General features: G+C 32.8%; 14 protein-coding genes. 5 read left to right on the top strand and 9 right to left on the bottom strand.

The annotated features are described in order from the left end of the window. Positions 1-30: 30 nt before the first annotated feature. Positions 31-1,365, bottom strand: coding sequence for a sensor histidine kinase (locus HNP35_RS13785; RefSeq protein WP_184163004.1), 1,335 nt, complete (start codon positions 1,363-1,365; stop codon positions 31-33). Between the two features lies 1 nt (position 1,366). Next, complete coding sequence (locus tag HNP35_RS13790) at positions 1,367-2,719, bottom strand: sigma-54-dependent transcriptional regulator (RefSeq protein ID WP_184163007.1); 1,353 nt, start codon at positions 2,717-2,719, stop codon at positions 1,367-1,369. Between the two features lie 283 nt (positions 2,720-3,002). Here HNP35_RS13790 and HNP35_RS13795 point away from each other — a divergent pair, with 283 nt between their 5' ends. After that, positions 3,003-3,713, top strand: a complete 711-nt coding sequence (locus HNP35_RS13795) for an ABC transporter ATP-binding protein (RefSeq protein ID WP_184163010.1) — start codon at positions 3,003-3,005, stop codon at positions 3,711-3,713. Between the two features lie 4 nt (positions 3,714-3,717). Next, entirely contained in the window at positions 3,718-6,141 is a 2,424-nt protein-coding gene (locus HNP35_RS13800; RefSeq protein ID WP_184163013.1) for an ABC transporter permease, read from the top strand. A 278-nt stretch (positions 6,142-6,419) separates the two neighbouring features. Here the strand turns inward: HNP35_RS13800 and HNP35_RS13805 are convergent, their stop codons facing one another. After that, complete coding sequence (locus HNP35_RS13805; protein WP_184163016.1) at positions 6,420-7,031, bottom strand: DUF417 family protein; 612 nt, start codon at positions 7,029-7,031, stop codon at positions 6,420-6,422. A gap of 79 nt (positions 7,032-7,110) precedes the next feature. Further along, positions 7,111-7,923, bottom strand: coding sequence for a helix-turn-helix domain-containing protein (locus HNP35_RS13810; RefSeq protein WP_184163019.1), 813 nt, complete (start codon positions 7,921-7,923; stop codon positions 7,111-7,113). Positions 7,924-8,184: 261 nt separating this feature from the next. On the opposite strand from HNP35_RS13810, the gene HNP35_RS13815 reads away from it, so the two are divergent. The 3 genes from HNP35_RS13815 to HNP35_RS13825 all read left to right on the top strand — a co-directional run bounded on the left by HNP35_RS13815 (position 8,185) and on the right by HNP35_RS13825 (position 10,784). Then, positions 8,185-8,754 carry a Crp/Fnr family transcriptional regulator gene (locus tag HNP35_RS13815; protein WP_184163022.1) on the top strand — a complete coding sequence of 190 codons (570 nt, stop codon included), beginning with the start codon at positions 8,185-8,187 and terminating at the stop codon, positions 8,752-8,754. A 46-nt stretch (positions 8,755-8,800) separates the two neighbouring features. Next, positions 8,801-10,492 carry a dihydroxy-acid dehydratase gene (ilvD, locus tag HNP35_RS13820; protein ID WP_184163025.1) on the top strand — a complete coding sequence of 564 codons (1,692 nt, stop codon included), beginning with the start codon at positions 8,801-8,803 and terminating at the stop codon, positions 10,490-10,492. A gap of 118 nt (positions 10,493-10,610) precedes the next feature. Beyond that, the gene (locus tag HNP35_RS13825) at positions 10,611-10,784 is read left to right on the top strand and encodes a hypothetical protein (protein ID WP_184163028.1); all 174 of its coding nucleotides are present in this window, start codon (positions 10,611-10,613) and stop codon (positions 10,782-10,784) included. A 14-nt stretch (positions 10,785-10,798) separates the two neighbouring features. On the opposite strand, the gene HNP35_RS13830 is transcribed toward HNP35_RS13825, so the two are convergent. From HNP35_RS13830 to HNP35_RS13850, 5 genes are all read right to left on the bottom strand, one after another. Further along, positions 10,799-12,229 (bottom strand): glycosyltransferase family 2 protein, encoded by a 1,431-nt coding sequence (locus tag HNP35_RS13830; RefSeq protein WP_184163029.1) that lies wholly within the window; start codon positions 12,227-12,229, stop codon positions 10,799-10,801. A 10-nt stretch (positions 12,230-12,239) separates the two neighbouring features. Beyond that, positions 12,240-13,058, bottom strand: coding sequence for a hypothetical protein (locus tag HNP35_RS13835; protein ID WP_221433456.1), 819 nt, complete (start codon positions 13,056-13,058; stop codon positions 12,240-12,242). Positions 13,059-13,060: 2 nt separating this feature from the next. After that, positions 13,061-14,275, bottom strand: coding sequence for a YaiO family outer membrane beta-barrel protein (locus tag HNP35_RS13840; protein ID WP_184163032.1), 1,215 nt, complete (start codon positions 14,273-14,275; stop codon positions 13,061-13,063). Continuing rightward, positions 14,275-14,640: a response regulator transcription factor gene (locus HNP35_RS13845; protein WP_184163035.1), complete on the bottom strand. Its 366-nt coding sequence runs from the start codon at positions 14,638-14,640 to the stop codon at positions 14,275-14,277. The genes HNP35_RS13840 and HNP35_RS13845 overlap by 1 nt, the downstream gene beginning before the upstream one ends. Positions 14,641-14,717: 77 nt before the next feature. Then, the gene (locus tag HNP35_RS13850) at positions 14,718-16,700 is read right to left on the bottom strand and encodes a GAF domain-containing hybrid sensor histidine kinase/response regulator (RefSeq protein ID WP_184163037.1); all 1,983 of its coding nucleotides are present in this window, start codon (positions 16,698-16,700) and stop codon (positions 14,718-14,720) included. Between the last annotated feature and the right edge of the window lie 76 nt (positions 16,701-16,776).

Raw genomic sequence — 16,776 nt, forward strand, 5'->3', positions numbered from 1 at the left:
TTTAAAATCTTATTTTTAACAATTGTTGTACTATTCGTCAATTAAACATATCTCAAAAGTCGTTTTTCCGTCTTTATTATTATGCAAAATATAACCGCCGTGGGCTTCAATAATATTTTTAGATAAAGTCAGACCTATGCCCGCGCCTTCGTTTCTTGTGGTAAAAAAGGGAAGAAATATTTTGTCTTCAATTTCCTTTTCAATTCCTTTTCCGTTATCCGAAATCTTTATAAAAACTCGATTGTCTTTGGCTTCTGCCGAAATTCCAATTTCTTTATTATTAATACTTTCTAATGCATTAATCGAATTTGTCATCAAATTAATTAATACTTGTTCGATTTGCTGTTGGTCTACATAGATTTGATATTTTCCTTTAATTGCATTTAAAACCTCTACGTTTTCTTTTTTAAACAACGGATTCATAGTTTGAACACAATTCTCAATTAAATCCTGCAATGTTATATATTCTTTTTTTGGAGACGGCAACATTGCCAATTTTCGATAACCCTCAACAAATTTCTGTAAATGATCGCTTCTTCTCAGCATCGTTTGCACGCTATGTTTTATATCTTCCAAATCTTCTGCAGAAAGCGAATCTTGCTCTACTAAATCTTCCAAATTCTGGCAAATAGAACGTATTGGCGTAATCGAATTTAAAAGTTCATGCGAAATCACTTTCATCAAATTTATCCAAGCATCTTTTTCCTTTTTCTCCACTACATTCTGAATTGAATCTAACAAAACGATAAAATAATCTTGTTCAAATATCTCTGTTCGAGAGGCTTGAAGAACAAAAGTCTGTCTACTTTGTTCGTTTATACTAATTTCTATTGAAGTTTTAATTTCATGGAAATCATCTTTTTCCAGAATTTCACACAAAGAGGACAACTGATTTTTAAGGTACTTCCATTTCGAAACCTTCGGAACATTAAAATGACTTGAGAAATAATCATTCATTAAAAAAATACTCCAATCATGTTCTTGTTTTTGGAGAATAATAACTCCCGTTTCGATATTATTTAAAATAGAACGGTAAATTATATCTCTAGAAATCTGCTCATTATGCTTACTTTTCATTGTTTCATACAATTGAAATAAGTCGCCATAATTTTTATCGATTTTATGTTTAGAAAAATCTGAAGTAAAATCATTCTGTAAAATCGAAGAAATGGTTTTATTGTAAAGCAAAACCATATTTTGAACATAAAAATACATTTCTCTTACAAGCAAAAAAACCATACAGAAACCAAATATTCCTGTAAAAAACAAATTGATTTTAAAGAAATAAATAGACAATTCTATTCCGACAACAATCAATAGCAATCGAAAAAAAATGAGTTTATAAATTTGTATCTTTTTAAACATATTAATCAATATTGATATTGTATTTTTCTAAACGTCGATACAGAGAACCTCTAGACAAACCAAGTTCCGCTGCTGTTTTACTAATATTATTATTGTTTTTGAGAAGGGCTTTTTCGACTGTTGTTTTTTCTACAGCAGAAAGTTGAATATCGTCTGCATTTTCTTCGTAAGGTGTAATGATTTCAAGATCTAAATCTGAAACCGTAATGATATTGTTTTCGCAAAGAATAACGGCGCGTTCGATCTTATTTTCCATTTCGCGAATGTTTCCGTTCCAAGCGTGTTTTTCGATTTGTTCTAAGACTTTTTTGTCGAATGTAATTTCGTCGCGACCGTATTTTTCAATCATTTTATCTAAAAGATATTCGGCCAGCGGAATTTTATCTTCGTTTCGTTCTCTGAGCGGTGGCAAAACAATTTCCATTGTATTAATGCGATAATACAGATCTTCTCTAAAATTTTTATCGGCAACTTCCAATTTCAAATTCAGATTGGTCGCTGTAATAATTCGAACATTCAACGGCCTTGCTTTGGTTTCTCCCAATCTTGTTACGGTTTTAGTTTGAATAACTTGCAATAATTTCGATTGTAAATGAAGCGGAACATTTCCAATTTCATCCAGAAAAATAGTTCCATTTTGAGCCATTTCAAAACGTCCCGGCGTATCTGATTTTGCATCAGTAAAAGCGCCTTTTGCATAACCAAACAATTCGCTTTCGAAAATATTCGAATTTAAAGACCCCAAATCAACTGCAATAAATGGCTGATTTTTTCTTTCTGATTGCAAATGAATATGATGCGCCAAAACAAATTTTCCCGTTCCGTTTTCTCCTAAAATCAATACATTGGCATCGGTTTTGGCTACTTTATCGGCCAAAGAATAGGCTTTTTTTATAATTTCAGAATTTCCTGTGAAGAAATCATTTCTAATTTCGATTGCTTCTTTTTTATTCTTTTGCTCTTTTCGAGATTTATCTACGGCTTGTTTAACCGATTCTAGTAGTTTTTTGTTCTCCCAAGGTTTCAAAATATAATCAAAAGCGCCTGATTTTAATCCTTCAACAGCAGTTTCTACTTTTCCAAAAGCCGTCATTAAAATCACAACTGTTTTTGGCGAAAGCGTTTTTATTTCTTTCAGCAAATACAAACCTTCTCTTCCATCTTCAAAACCGATTCGGTAATTCATGTCTAACAAAACGACATCGATGGCATTTTTAGACAATAAATCGACAATGTTTTTGGGATTATTGAGCGTATAAATGTTCTCAAAATACTTTTTCAAGTAGACTTTTGAAGCAAAAAGGATGTCTTCTTGATCATCGATGATTAAAATAGAGGCGTTGGTCTTTTTCATTGTTGTTCGGTTTTGGACGAAAGGTGTCCATTTATGGACAGTTTGATTTTTTATTGAAAAATAAATGATTAAAAATAAAGCAGTTACAATGTTTAATTTCTTGGCATGAAAATCACATTCTCACTAGTAAATCATTAATTATTAAAGCCTTTCGGAAGTACAAATAACAAATAAATAGCGATAAATTGAAAATAATTTATCTTAATTTTCAGACTTGTTTCTGTCATTTCCGAAGACATAAAATTTTAAAAGAAAAATCAATCAAAAACTAAAACAATCAATTATGATTAGCATTACAAAACTTTCAAAAGTATTTAGAACTGAGGAATTGGAAACAAAAGCATTAAGCGAAATTTCATTAACCATCAATCAAGGCGATTTTGTGTCTATTATGGGACCGTCTGGAAGCGGTAAATCTACTTTATTAAACATTATTGGTCTTTTAGATAGTGCTTCAGACGGAAGTTATGAACTTCTTGGAAAGGAAATGATCGGCTTAAAAGAAAAAAGTAAATCGCAGGCAAGAAAAGAAAACATCGGATTCATTTTTCAGAACTTCAATTTAATTGATGAAATTTCTGTTTTTGAAAATATCGAATTGCCTTTAATTTACAGCAATGTTCCTAGCGCTGAAAGAAAATCTAGAGTAAATGAAATTGCCAAAATACTTGGAATTTCGCATCGTTTAAAACATTTCCCACAACAGCTTTCGGGCGGACAGCAGCAGCGTGTGGCGGTTGCGAGAGCTTTAATCAATAATCCGAAAATTATTTTGGCCGATGAGCCAACTGGAAATCTAGATAGCAAAAGCGGCAATGAAGTGATGGAACTTTTAACCGATCTTCATGCCAGCGGTTCGACAATTCTAATGGTTACACACTCTGATTACGACGCTTCTTTTTCGCAAAAAACCATTCTGATGAAAGACGGAATGATTCTTTCTGAAAAAAAGAATCACAGAAATGTAGACGTTTTGGTTAATTCAAATAATTAGTCTTATGCTGAAAAATTGGATTAATACGTTTGTTTACCATGTCAAGAATTATAAATTCTTTACGATACTAAACATTTTAGGATTAAGTATCGGAATTGCAGGTTTAATCTTTGCCATTCTATATTGGAATGATGAGCAAAGTTACGATCAATGGAATCCTAATAAAAAAAGTGTCTTTTTAATAGCCAACCAGATGGATGCAACAACTTATTGGGCATCAAGTTCTGCTCCGATTGGAGCCACTATAAAAGAAGCTTCTTCTGAAGTGGAATCTTTTTGCTATGTAAATGGTAATTATGATAATGAAATTATTCGTTACAACAACAAAAAAGTTCAGTCTGAAAATGTGCTCGTGGCTCAAAAAAACTTCTTTGACTATTTTCCTTATCCCTTTATTGAAGGTAGTCCTAAAAAAGGTCTTATTGATGGCAACAGTATTTGTTTATCTCAAGATCTGGCGCAACAACTGTTTGGAAACGAACGTGCATTTGGCAAAAAGATAATTTTGCAAAATCAGGTTTTGGTTGTTAGAGGTGTTTACCAACTAGAAAAGAAATCTATTTTTAATCCTTCTTGCGTTGTAAATTTTATGGACTTACGCATAAAAAATGGCATTCAGCAATGGGGAAACTTTCAGTATATTCTTTTATTGAAACTAAAAAATCCAGCTCAGGCAGATGTAGTAAAAAATAGTCTTGCTAAAGTTTATTACAATAATATGATTCTACCTCGTGCCGAAGATCAAGGCATGAAACCACAGGAATATATTAAGAAATTTGGCGAAGTAAAACCTCATCTAGAAGCTTTAGAAACAATTCGTCTGCATACCAAAACTGGCGGGCTTATAGAAAGCAATGGAAATTATCAGCTTCTGATGATTATTATAGGACTATCGATTCTAATTCTAACCCTGTCAATTGTAAACTATATCAATTTTGCTACTGCTAATGCCGTAAAACGTGCAAAAGAAATTGGAGTTAGAAAAATTATCGGAGCTTCTAAAAACAATATTATTCAGCAATTTATATTTGAAACGGCAATTATTGCAATCATAGCAATTTTAATTTCATTGGTTATAGTAGAGCTTTCTTTACCTTATTACAATCTTTTTTTAGACAAAAAATTGGTCATGTTAAGCACGCAGTTTTATCTTCAGCTGATTGCTGTTTTTATAATTATTGTGGTTATGGCAGGAATATTTCCAGCTGTATATGTATCAAATTTTGAAGTTTTAAAGGTTTTAAGAGGGAATTTTACCCGCAGTAAAAGTGGCATTTGGCTCAGAAATGGATTGCTGGTATTTCAATTTGCAATCGCTTCTTTCTTCATTATAGGATCTTACATCGTACACCAACAAATTGATTACATGAGTTCTAGAGATTTGGGTTTTAAAGGAGACCAAGTTTTAAATATCTCTTATCGAAATGTTTATGGCGAAAAGATTTCTAACCAATACCGAATGAACAAATACGAGCAAATAAAAAACGAACTACTTCGCATTAAAGGCGTACAGCAAGTTGCCGGAGGCGGATTTGTTCTTGGATATGGTGCTAAATCTGTGATTTCGTATCATCACAAGGATATCAATATAGACGGAAATAACATTCCCGTAGACTTTGGCGTGCTGGAAATGATGAATATAAAACTCGCAAAAGGACGCTTTTTAAGTCCTGAATATTCACAAGACACTATTAATTCGATGTTGATTAATGAAACAGCTTTAAAACTATTAAATGAAAAAGATCCTATTGGTAAAAAGATAAACTGGGATAGCAAAGAGGCAATTATTGTTGGAGTTGTTAAAGATTTTAATGTCGGAAATCCAGGCGAACCCATTCCTCCTATCACTATTTTTCATTTTAAAAGCGTGCCATGGTTTAGCAATCTTTTAAATAATATTTATGTAAAAGCAGATCCCAAAACTATGCAGCAAACAATTGCCGATATAGAAAATGTATGGTCAAAAAAAGTAGATTCAAATTATCCTTTCACATTCGATTTTGTTGATAAAGAATACGCAAGATCTTATCAAAGCTATATAAAACAAAGAAATCTCTTCAGCTTACTGAACATTTTTGTTATCGTAATTGCCCTTATCGGATTATTTGCTCTAGCTTCTTATTCTATTGAAAGACGAATGAAAGAAATCGCAATTCGCAAAACACTTGGTGCAGAAACAAATGTTTTACTAAAAGAACTTTGCAAGCAATATATCGTTTTTAGTATTATCGGATTTCTTATTGCTCTAATTCCAGCTCATTATTTACTTAATAAATGGCTCGAAAATTTTGCTTACAGAATTGGAATTTCAATATATCCATTTATAATAGGATTTACTGTCTTACTGATTTTGACTTTAGCTGTAGTTCTTTCAAGAGCCTATCAAGCTACAAAAGTGGATGTTTTACGCTATTTAAAATACGAATAAATTAGTTTTGAGTTTTTGCAAAAAGCTGTGCAAGTCTGAGCCCTTGCGCAGCTTTTTTTATGAAATTATATTCCGCTAGGAATATCTCGTGGGTAGAAAAAAATAGTCACGTATATTCAAAGTGTCCTGTAGGGACACCTGTTTAGCGGAATACATGTTATGAAGATAATCAAACGTTTCTACGGAATGTATTCTGTTAATCCATTAAAAAAATCCACCAATCAGACATTCTTATTTAATTTTATATAACTATTTGAGTCTTCCTTTTTCAGGGCAAATTAAGCGTAAAAACGTTTTAAAATTTTCTTTGCATTATCTGAAGCTACAATCAATCCGCCGCTCATCATGATAATGTCTTTGAGAACCAAACGACCACCAACAGAAAGATATGGAAATCCAAACTCTGGCGTTGGAAAATCTCCGCCCAAATTCGGGACGTAAACTTCTGGTGTTGTAATTAAAAAAGATAATGTTACAAATGCCATTCCGAATGTTAGAAGTCCGCCAACAAAGCCCAATTTAGGAAACCAAATTCCTAAAAGAACCAATAAACCTATAATTACAATAACAGTTCCTAATCCGTAAGAGAAAATGTAAGTTCTGTTAGCTTCATGCCATTTAATGTTTTTTTCAACAATTTTCCCTTCAAGGTTTTTATGTAGCGTATAGGCTTTTACCGTTTTTCCTTCATCATTCACGATTTGTTTATTAGCATCCTTATAAAAGAAACTCATAAATGGACTATTCGCGACAAGCGGAACAATTCCGTCAGCTTCATATTTAAAGGCTTTTAATCCGCCAATCCAAGCCATTACAACAAATATGGCAATTCTTAAAAAGTGAATAAAGTTGTTTTGTCCACCAGCAATAAATCGTATAAATTTTTCCATTTTGATTATGTTTTAAGTACATACCAAAATTACTTTAGAGCTATCTGGATAAAAATGGACTAAAAGGAGTTTTCATGGACTATTTTGCCACAATAGAAATACCAACTTCTTTTCTGAATTCTTTGGGCGAAATACCCACACTTTTCTTAAAATAGCGACTGAAATAAAATTCATCTTCAAAATTGAGATCGTCTGCAATTTCTTTTATCGTTTTGGTCGTTAGGTGCAACAGTTTCTTTGCTTCCAAGACAATGCGATCTTGAATAAGTTGCGAAGGCGATTTTCCGAAATGTTTTTTGATTCTTTTACTGAAAGTATTCACACTCAAATTGTATTTAGAAGCATAAAAAGCGACTTCTTTTGCTTCAAGAAAATGAGAATCCAGCAAATGCTGAAACTTCAAAATATCAGCATTTCCAATAGATTCCTGAATCTGCGGTGACATTTTGAGCTGTTTTTCTTTACTGCTTAACGCTAGAACAACCTGCAAGTAGGACTTTAGAATCGAGTTATCATAATCTAACTCAGAGTCTTCTACCCTTTTCATTCTTTCGATAATGCTGGTAATTTCTTCGTAAATAAAATCGGAAACCGTTACAAAAGGTTCGCTATAAATATCATTGAATAAAATTCCGTTGCAGGCTACTTCTTTTTTATGATATTCGATGCAATAAAAATCTCCGTGAAAGCTTAAATTATTAATGAAAGGCGCTGTAGAACTTTTCCATTGTAGCAACTGATATGGAGTTAAAAACAAGAGGCATTTTCCTTTGCAATCGTAATCAGTCAAATCAACAGAAAAAACAGCTTCTCCATCAAACATCAAAATGTTGTAATACGGTTCGTTGATTTCTTTTTCAAGAAAAGAAGATTGTTTGAGTTGGATTTTCATACTACTAAATTACAGATTTGTTTTTTGTTTCTTAGATTTTGTGCCTTGGCGTTCTGTTTTTTTTTTACCGCTGCTTGCGAAAATTTCTCCTTCGTCGAAATGATGAACTCCGTGTTCAAAGCAAAAAACTTAAAAATATAATCTCGTAAAGACGTAAAGATAGAATAGCTTATTTATACTGATTCTTAAAGCGATTTTGACATTCGTCAATGTTTTTTTCTTTGATTAACTTTACTTTTGAAAATGATTAATTTTTGAGAAATGATAAGTGAACTTGAAGCTTTAATTCAGAGCAAATTACAATTGGAAAATGAGGATTTGAACACCGTTCTTTCCTGCTTTAAATTAGTGCATGCAAAGAAAAATGAACAATTGCTTAAAAGCGGTGCAATTGCAGACAAAATCTTTTTTATAAATAAAGGCTGTTTAAGACTCTATTACAGCACAGAAGATCATGCCGTTGCTACCCGTTTTATGGCTTTTGAAGGTACATTTCTAACTTCAATTGTGAGTTTTATTTCGAGAGAACCTAGCGTAGAATATATTGAAGCCGTTGAAAATTCAGAGCTTTTAGCGATTTCTTACGACGATTTTTTTCGACTTCGAAATACGATTCCGCAATGGGACAAAATGTACATTTATATTCTCGAATACGGTTTAACTGTTATCACTTCTAAGCTCAGCAGTTTATTGACACAAAACGCTGCCGAAAGATATCGCAATCTTCTTAAAAACAATCCAGAACTTATTCAGAGATTATCTAATGCCAATCTTGCTTCCTATCTTAATATTTCGCCAGAAACATTAAGCAGAATAAAATCACAGATTTAACACGCTGTAAAACATCAAAAAACAACATTAAAAAACATTTTCTATCATGAGAAGTGATGAAGTAAAAAAAGGTGTTCAACGAACTCCTCATAGATCTTTATTGCGAGCTACGGGCTTGAAAAACGAAGATTTCGGCAAACCTTTTATCGGCGTTGCCAATTCATTTATTGAAATTATTCCGGGGCATTTTTTCCTAAATAAAGTTTCTGAAATTATTAAAGAAGAAATTCGTGCCAATGGCTGCGTTCCATTCGAATTTAATACCATCGGAATAGATGACGGAATTGCAATGGGTCACGACGGAATGTTGTATTCTCTTCCTAGCCGAGAAATCATTGCCAATTCTATTGAAAGTGTTATGAATGCTCATAAATTAGATGCTATGATTGCGATTCCAAATTGCGACAAAATTGTTCCTGGAATGATTATGGGCGCTTTGCGAGTTGATGTTCCAACCATTTTTGCAAGTGGCGGTCCAATGTCTAAAGGATATACCAAAAACGGAACTGCAATTGATTTAGCTTCTGCATTTGAAGCCGTTGGAAAACACGAAGCAGGAAAAATAACCGACGAAGAATTGTACGACATTGAATGCAACGCCTGCCCAAGTGGCGGAAGCTGTTCTGGAATGTTTACTGCCAATTCTATGAACACTTTAATGGAAGCAATGGGAATTGCTTTGCCTGGAAACGGAACTATTTTGGCTCAAACTCCAGAACGTGAACAATTGTATCGTCAAGCAGCTAAAAGAATCTGCGATATTGCTAAAGATCAACAAGCAATAGAAAAATTCAAACTTAAAAACATTTTGAATGAAAATGCCGTAAGAAATGCTTTTGCAGTCGATATGGCAATGGGCGGAAGTACAAATACTGTTTTGCATATACTTGCAATTGCAAATGAAGCCAACGTTGCTTTTAAACTTCAAGATATTAATACCATTTCTGGAAAGGTTGCTCATATCGCTAAAATTTCGCCAAGTTTAAGCACCGTTCACATGGAAGATATTAATCGAGCTGGCGGTGTAAATGCGGTAATGAAAGAAATAAACAAAAGAGGCTCAGGTGTTTTAATTGACAATCTGACTATTGGCGGTGAAACTTTATTAGAAAAAATTGCCAATGCAGAAATCAAAGACACAAATATTATTCATACTATTGATAATCCGTACAGTAAAGTTGGAGGATTGGCAATTTTATATGGAAATTTGGCTGAACAAGGCGCGGTAATTAAAACGGCTGGTTTAACGGGCGATCGCGTATTTACAGGAAGCGCGGTTTGTTTTGACGGTCAAGCCGAAGCTATTGCCGGAATTATGATGGGAAAAGTAAAAGCTGGTAATGTTGTCGTTATCCGTTACGAAGGTCCAAAAGGCGGTCCAGGAATGCAGGAAATGCTTTCACCAACTAGTTTGATTATGGGAATGGGATTAGGAAGTTCTGTCGCTTTAATTACCGATGGAAGATTCAGCGGCGCTACAAGAGGCGCTTCAATCGGACATGTTTCTCCCGAGGCAGCAGAAGGCGGAATGATTGGTTTGGTGCAAGATGGAGACGAAATTCATATTGATGTGGATCAATACATTTTATCTGTCAATTTAACTGATGAAGAAATAGCCAAACGAAAAGAAAATTTCAAACCAGTGAAAAAAATATTAAATTCTAAATGGCTTTTGCAATACAGAGCATTAGTAACAAATGCCAGTACAGGCGCGATATTACGAACAGATTTGGACTAAAAACTAGATTTTCAAATACTTAAAAAAAAGCTAAATCAAATTTGATTTAGCTTTTTTCATTTTTTTTTAATATATTTATAAAATAAAGCTCAAAACTATCCACCTTAAATTATTAAAAATGGAAAAAATAACATCCAAAAAATCTCTAATGCTGCTATCCGTTGGAATTTTCATTATCGCTGCTTCACTAATTATTCCTCATTTTATAAAGATTTCAGATTTATCAAGAGGATTAATTGTTGGAATGGGTCTTGGAATGTTATTATTAGCACTTAGCCCTAAAAGAATATAAGTTATAATTGCATTTTATTTCTTCGTAAAACCTTTTCTAGTCATTTCGCCCCAGCCTTTAGTTCCCATAATTTTTTCTTTATAACCAATTAAAGCGGAATATACCGTAAGCGGATGAAAATAGATTGGCTCTATAAATGCGGCCATTAAAAGCTTAAAAAAATCTGCTTGCTTTGGGTATTTGTGATAAGTTCTTTCTTCGCTAAACAATGCAATAACCGAAAAGAAAACGGCAAAAGAGTACACAAATAAGAGCAATAGGAAAAAGAAATGCCAGTTTAATAATCCGAAAATTATAAATATAAAGGTTATTACAAGTCCAATAAATTCGATACCTGGAGCTAGAAACTCAAACAATGTCCAATACGGAACGCTCAGCATTCCTAAAAGTTTATACTTTGGATTTAGAAACATTCTCTTGTGAAAACTTAATGTTTCAATTGTTCCTCTCATCCATCTGCTTCTTTGCTTTTTAAATATCTTAAAATCTTCTGGAGCTTCTGTCCAACAAAGTGGATCTGGAATATAACTTACCGCATAAGGCAGTTTATTTTCAAGCATATAACGACGCATTCTCACAATCAGCTCCATATCTTCTCCGACTGTTTTCGTGCTGTAACCACCAGCTAAAATGGCAATTTCTTTATCAAATGCACCAAAAGCGCCACTAATTAGTAAAAGCCCGTCTAGCCTTCCCCACGCCATTCTTCCTAAAAGGAAAGCTCTCAAATATTCTAAAACCTGAATTCTAGGTAACATCACATCTGGAATATTCACTTCTACTAAACGTCCGTTTTTTATAATACATTGATTGGCAATTCGCACTACGCCTCCAGTTGCAATAATTCTTTTGCCTTGAGATTCTAAAAATGGTTTTGCTAATTTCAAAAGCGAATCTTTGTCTAGAATACAATCAACATCAATACAAACAACATATGGATTCTGAGCAATGTTTAAGCCAACATTCAAAGCGTCGGCTTTACCTCCATTTTCTTTGTCTACAACTATTAATTTTTTAAAAGCTGCATTTCTAGACGTATAAATTCCTTTTATTTTTTTGGTTTCAATTTTAGGATGAATATCCAAATCGGTCAAAACAAGATCGTAAGTTTTTACTAAGATTTCCATCGAATTGTCTTTACTTCCGTCATTTACCACGATAACCTGATAATTATTGTAATTTAATGAAAGTAAAGATTTTACATTTTCTTCGATAGTAAATCCTTCATTATATGCCGGCGCAATTAGAGAAAGTTTTGGCGCAAATTCGCTAGTCAGAAGCACTTCGTAATCTACAAAACTATTTTTCTTCAAATAACCTCTTAATTCCTTTTGCGAAAGATAGGCCAATATTAAATATGAAGACATGATTAGTATAGCATACCCCAAAATAAGAAGTATGTAAACATCTAAAAACCATGTTATGTCTGTATTAAAAAAGGTCATTCTTTTCTGCTTATATTGTTAACGCTTGCAAAACACTTTGTGCTTCATATTTTATAATTGTGTTCGGAGCTTTGGTACTCAATTCTGCTACAAATGGGACTTTTTGCGTCAGTTTCAGCTCTTTTATAAGTTTCAAGCCTAAAGAAACTACAGTCGTATTTTGCGATTCTAATAAAAGTTCAACACCTTTTGTATCTCCAATATCGTGTTTTTTGAAAGCACTTATAATATTTACCTGCGTCCATTCGTCAATAATATCAGTATGCTCAGTCAAGTGCACAATTCCTTTTACTCCTTCTAATTTAATTCCGGCATTTATAGCAGTAATTTTTAAAGTTTTATTTCGGGCTTTAGTGCAAGCTATAATCTGATCAAAAGCTTCATTGATATTAAATTCGGCTAATTCGGTGATTCCTTTGCATTTTATTTCCCAACTAAAGTTTTTCAGTTTTTTAAAAGAATCTTTTATTAATCCTGAATCTTTATAAAATTGTTCAAGTTTTTGAGCATAAATACCTTCATAATTTTTATGGAGATTAATAAGTGTTTCTGTCAAAACTGTTCTAAAAAAACTGGTATCAAAAAGTACCATGAAATTTTTATCCTTTTTGATTTCGGCATAAAGAACGTCTTCAAAAATTACTGAAGAAAGTACTTTTTCTATCAATTCATTGTACTCATTTCTAAGTTTTTCTCTTTTAATATTCCTATTTCTGCTCGCCACAATTAAGAGATAAAAGACAAACGAGGCTAAAACAAATAGATAAATTGAGAAAGTTAGGAAAGGTATTTCCCATTCTCCACTTTTATATAGTTCCCAAAGGTTCATAATTAAAAACGTTTGGTTACAATTAACTGTACATTAAATCTATTTCTATATTGCCCTGGAATATATTCTTCGTCTTCATACAAAAAAATGGGACGCACAAAAAACGAATCGCCAAAACGATGCTGATATTGAATTCCGATTCTATATGCTTTTAAAGGCTGTGTAAAGTTGTTATACAGATATAAATACGGCACATTTCCGTATTGAAGTTCTAATCTAATAATACGCTCTTTCTCTTCATTTGTTCTCTGAATGCTTACAACATGAGAAAATAATTCGTTTGAAGTATCATAATAAGGTCTGTAAGCAAAAGAGTAAATTCCAGGATTATAAGCAATTTGCCCCGTTACCAATGTAATATCATCAGAATCAAAATGCATAAATCTTGCTCCAAGAGAATATTCAAATTTTTTATAAGGTTTAAAATAATATTCTAAACCTGCTTTTGCAACAGGAAAAATCGTTTCACCAGTTGAAACTCCGGCATTGGCATACAGATAGCTTTTATTGGAAAAGGTTTGATAAAAATCGGTTTCAAACAGCATTTGTGTTTCATTGCTTACGTTTCCTATGTTTGCTCTTCCTACAATGGCAGATTTGCTGAATTTGTGTGAATACTCCGCATAACCATAATGAAAAGGCGATTGTCCAGGATCTGAAGTTGAGATATTCAAATAAGAAACCGATACTGCATTTTTTGCTTTACGCCCGATTAAGGTGCGAATTCCTTTAAATGCCTGCGTACTATTATCAGCAAAAGATGCTTTTTCAATTAATTCTAAAGCTTCTTGATCGCGATTTAATTTTTCTAGACAAATTGCTTTTATTTTAATAATCTCAGCAGATTTCGGATCAATTGCCAAATATTTATCGCAGTAGAAATTACATTTCTCATAATTCTCCGACCAGAAATAAACATTAATTATAGCTTGCAACGCTTCTGTATTCGGGTTTACTCGATCTGTTAATGGAGATAAAGTTTTGATTGCCGATTTATAGTCTTTTTTCCAGCTATAAATTCGTCCTGTATAGGTTTGAATATCTTCATCTTGAGGATATTTGGCGCGTATTGGTTCTATCAATGATAAAGCTTTGTCGTAGTTTCCTTTTTCAACCTCACGTTTTGCGTTGGCTAAAGTTTCATCGACATTAATTTCCTGAGCAGTTACGATAGAAGAAATAAATAAAAGGCAGATAAAATAATATATAGATTTCATTAGACACGTGTATTTAGTAATTTATTGATTCTCACTAAAAGCACAGCCGGACTGACTGGTTTTGCAATAAATTCATTGGCTCCGATATCAAACGAATCCAATTCTGTTTGTTCTATGCCAGACGAAGTTAAGATAATAACCGGAACATCAGATTTCAGAGTTTCCCTAACATATTGCGTAATTTCCATTCCGCTAATACCGGGCATATTAATATCGGTAAGAATTAGATTGTAATTATCGTTTACTATTGCATCTAGCGCATCTTTACCATCAGAAAATTGGTCAACACTAAATCCTTTAGATTCTAAGAAAAAAGATAATGATTTGCGTAGGATGTCATTATCTTCGGCTAAAATTATTCTCATTTTTTAAAATTTTAAACTTGGGGCAAAAATTTAATTATAACGTCAGAATTGTAAAGCTATTGCTTATTTCTCTTTTATCATAGCACTTTCAAGATTTTAACGACTTCGACAATTCCACAGTGTAAAATATTTACTTTATCTAAAATTTCTGTAGAAAATTCATTCATCGAAGCTTCTTCCTCAATAATAGATGCACATTTGCTAAGATCTTCCAGCATGAAAATATCTAAACTTGATTTCATATTATGTGCTAGTTTCTTCACAGCATCATGATTATCATTTTTAAAAGCTTCTTCTAATTCTGCCATTTGAACAGGAATTTTTTCTAAGAAAAGATGGATCATTTCTTTTTTAAAATTTTCATCACCGCAAGACATTTCATCCAAAAAAGAAAAATCTATTTTTCTTTTCTTTTCAGCTCCCACTTCCTCTGTCATTGCTGTCTTAATTGCTTTTAAAAGTATAGATTGTTTAAAAGGTTTTGGCACATAACCATTCATACCGACATTATAACAGCGTTCTTGTTCGCCAACTAAAGAGTGTGCAGTCATGGCAATAATTGGAACCGAAGAATTCATTTCATTTCGAATATAATCAGTAGTTTGATAGCCATCTTTTACAGGCATTTGAAGATCCATTAAAACTAAATCATACTTATTTTGAGATAGCAATTCTATACCTTCATCGCCATTTGAAGCAATATCCAATTCAAAACCAAAATTTTGAATAACACTTTTTACCAATTTCTGATTTAACACATTGTCTTCGCAAAGTAAAATTTTTAAATTACCAAGATCATTTTTAGAAATTGATTTAACTGTCGTTTTTGGAGTATCAGCTTTTTTATAGGTTAGGAAAAAGAAAAATTCAGAACCTTTGTTAAGTTCACTTTTTACGTGAATTTCTCCTTTATGCAGTTCGATTAATTGTTTTACAATGTTTAGCCCAAGTCCAGTTCCTCCAAAAGTTCTGGTCGTACTTTCTTCACCCTGTGTAAAACGTTCAAAAATAGTTTTAAGTTTATTTTTCGGAATTCCGATTCCAGTGTCTTTTACAGAAAAACGAAGGGTATAATTATCATCACTTTCTTCTATTTTCTTTACCGAAACCGTTACTTCACCTTCTTGTGTGAATTTTAGTGAATTTCCAACTAAATTAACCAATATCTGGTTCAATCTTCCTTGATCGCCAATAACATTATCGGGCATATCGGCATCTAAATAAAGATTAAATTCAACGTCTTTATGAGCTTTTACCTTCAATAAGCTATAAACATGTTTAAGTGTTCTTTTTAGATTAAAAGGTTCAGATTCAATGGTTAAATTTCCAGATTCTATTTTTGAAAGATCTAGAATATCATTGATGATAATGAGTAAATTTTCTCCTGCAACTTGCACACTATCAATATAATCTTGCTGTACATCATCTAAATCGGTTTGTGCCAAAAGATCTGTAAAACCAATAATCGCATTTAAAGGCGTTCTGATTTCGTGACTCATATTGGCTAAGAAATTATCTTTTGCCAAAACAGCACGTTCTGCAATCTGTCTTTGTGTGTATAGTTCGTAATTTTTTGTACCAAGCTCTAATTGCGCCATAACGTGTTTTGCCACGATAGAAAGAGCATTTCGCTGATTATCATCAAGTTCTTTTACAACATGATCAACTGCACACAAAGTCCCTATATTATATCCATCTGGAGTTGTTAACGGAACGCCAGCATAAAATCTTACGTTAAATCCGCCAGTTACATTTGGATCGTCTTTAAATCTTTCGTTCAAATGCGTATCGTTGATTTCAACCATTTTAGTATCTAAAATAGTATAGTTGCAAAAGGAGATTTCGCGAGGAACTTCAGATACTCCTACTCCAATTTCAGACTTAAACCATTGTCTTGTTTCATCTATAAAAGAAATATGGGCAATTGGCACGCCACAGATATAAGATACGAGTTTTGTAGCATCGTCAAAAGCATTGTCAGGAAGTGTATCAAGAATATTATAACGTTTTAAAGCCGCTAAACGTTGCAGCTCATTTTCTGGAATGGGGTAATCTTTCATTATTTAAGTAGGTAAAGTGTGCAAAGATAAACTAAAAGCAATAAAAAAATCCTTGTTTTACTTATAAACATCATTG

The sequence above is a fragment of the Flavobacterium notoginsengisoli genome, assembly GCF_014207905.1.
Lineage (GTDB): Bacteria > Bacteroidota > Bacteroidia > Flavobacteriales > Flavobacteriaceae > Flavobacterium > Flavobacterium notoginsengisoli_A.

Bases quoted from the DNA above. Each gene is read 5' to 3' on its own strand.
- HNP35_RS13785 (WP_184163004.1), bottom strand. From the start codon at position 1,365: ATGTTTAAAAAGATACAAATTTATAAACTCATTTTTTTTCGATTGCTA.
- HNP35_RS13790 (WP_184163007.1), bottom strand. From the start codon at position 2,719: ATGAAAAAGACCAACGCCTCTATTTTAATCATCGATGATCAAGAAGAC.
- HNP35_RS13795 (WP_184163010.1), top strand. From the start codon at position 3,003: ATGATTAGCATTACAAAACTTTCAAAAGTATTTAGAACTGAGGAATTG.
- HNP35_RS13800 (WP_184163013.1), top strand. From the start codon at position 3,718: ATGCTGAAAAATTGGATTAATACGTTTGTTTACCATGTCAAGAATTAT.
- HNP35_RS13805 (WP_184163016.1), bottom strand. From the start codon at position 7,031: ATGGAAAAATTTATACGATTTATTGCTGGTGGACAAAACAACTTTATT.
- HNP35_RS13810 (WP_184163019.1), bottom strand. From the start codon at position 7,923: ATGAAAATCCAACTCAAACAATCTTCTTTTCTTGAAAAAGAAATCAAC.
- HNP35_RS13815 (WP_184163022.1), top strand. From the start codon at position 8,185: ATGATAAGTGAACTTGAAGCTTTAATTCAGAGCAAATTACAATTGGAA.
- ilvD (WP_184163025.1), top strand. From the start codon at position 8,801: ATGAGAAGTGATGAAGTAAAAAAAGGTGTTCAACGAACTCCTCATAGA.
- HNP35_RS13825 (WP_184163028.1), top strand. From the start codon at position 10,611: ATGGAAAAAATAACATCCAAAAAATCTCTAATGCTGCTATCCGTTGGA.
- HNP35_RS13830 (WP_184163029.1), bottom strand. From the start codon at position 12,229: ATGACCTTTTTTAATACAGACATAACATGGTTTTTAGATGTTTACATA.
- HNP35_RS13835 (WP_221433456.1), bottom strand. From the start codon at position 13,058: ATGAACCTTTGGGAACTATATAAAAGTGGAGAATGGGAAATACCTTTC.
- HNP35_RS13840 (WP_184163032.1), bottom strand. From the start codon at position 14,275: ATGAAATCTATATATTATTTTATCTGCCTTTTATTTATTTCTTCTATC.
- HNP35_RS13845 (WP_184163035.1), bottom strand. From the start codon at position 14,640: ATGAGAATAATTTTAGCCGAAGATAATGACATCCTACGCAAATCATTA.
- HNP35_RS13850 (WP_184163037.1), bottom strand. From the start codon at position 16,700: ATGAAAGATTACCCCATTCCAGAAAATGAGCTGCAACGTTTAGCGGCT.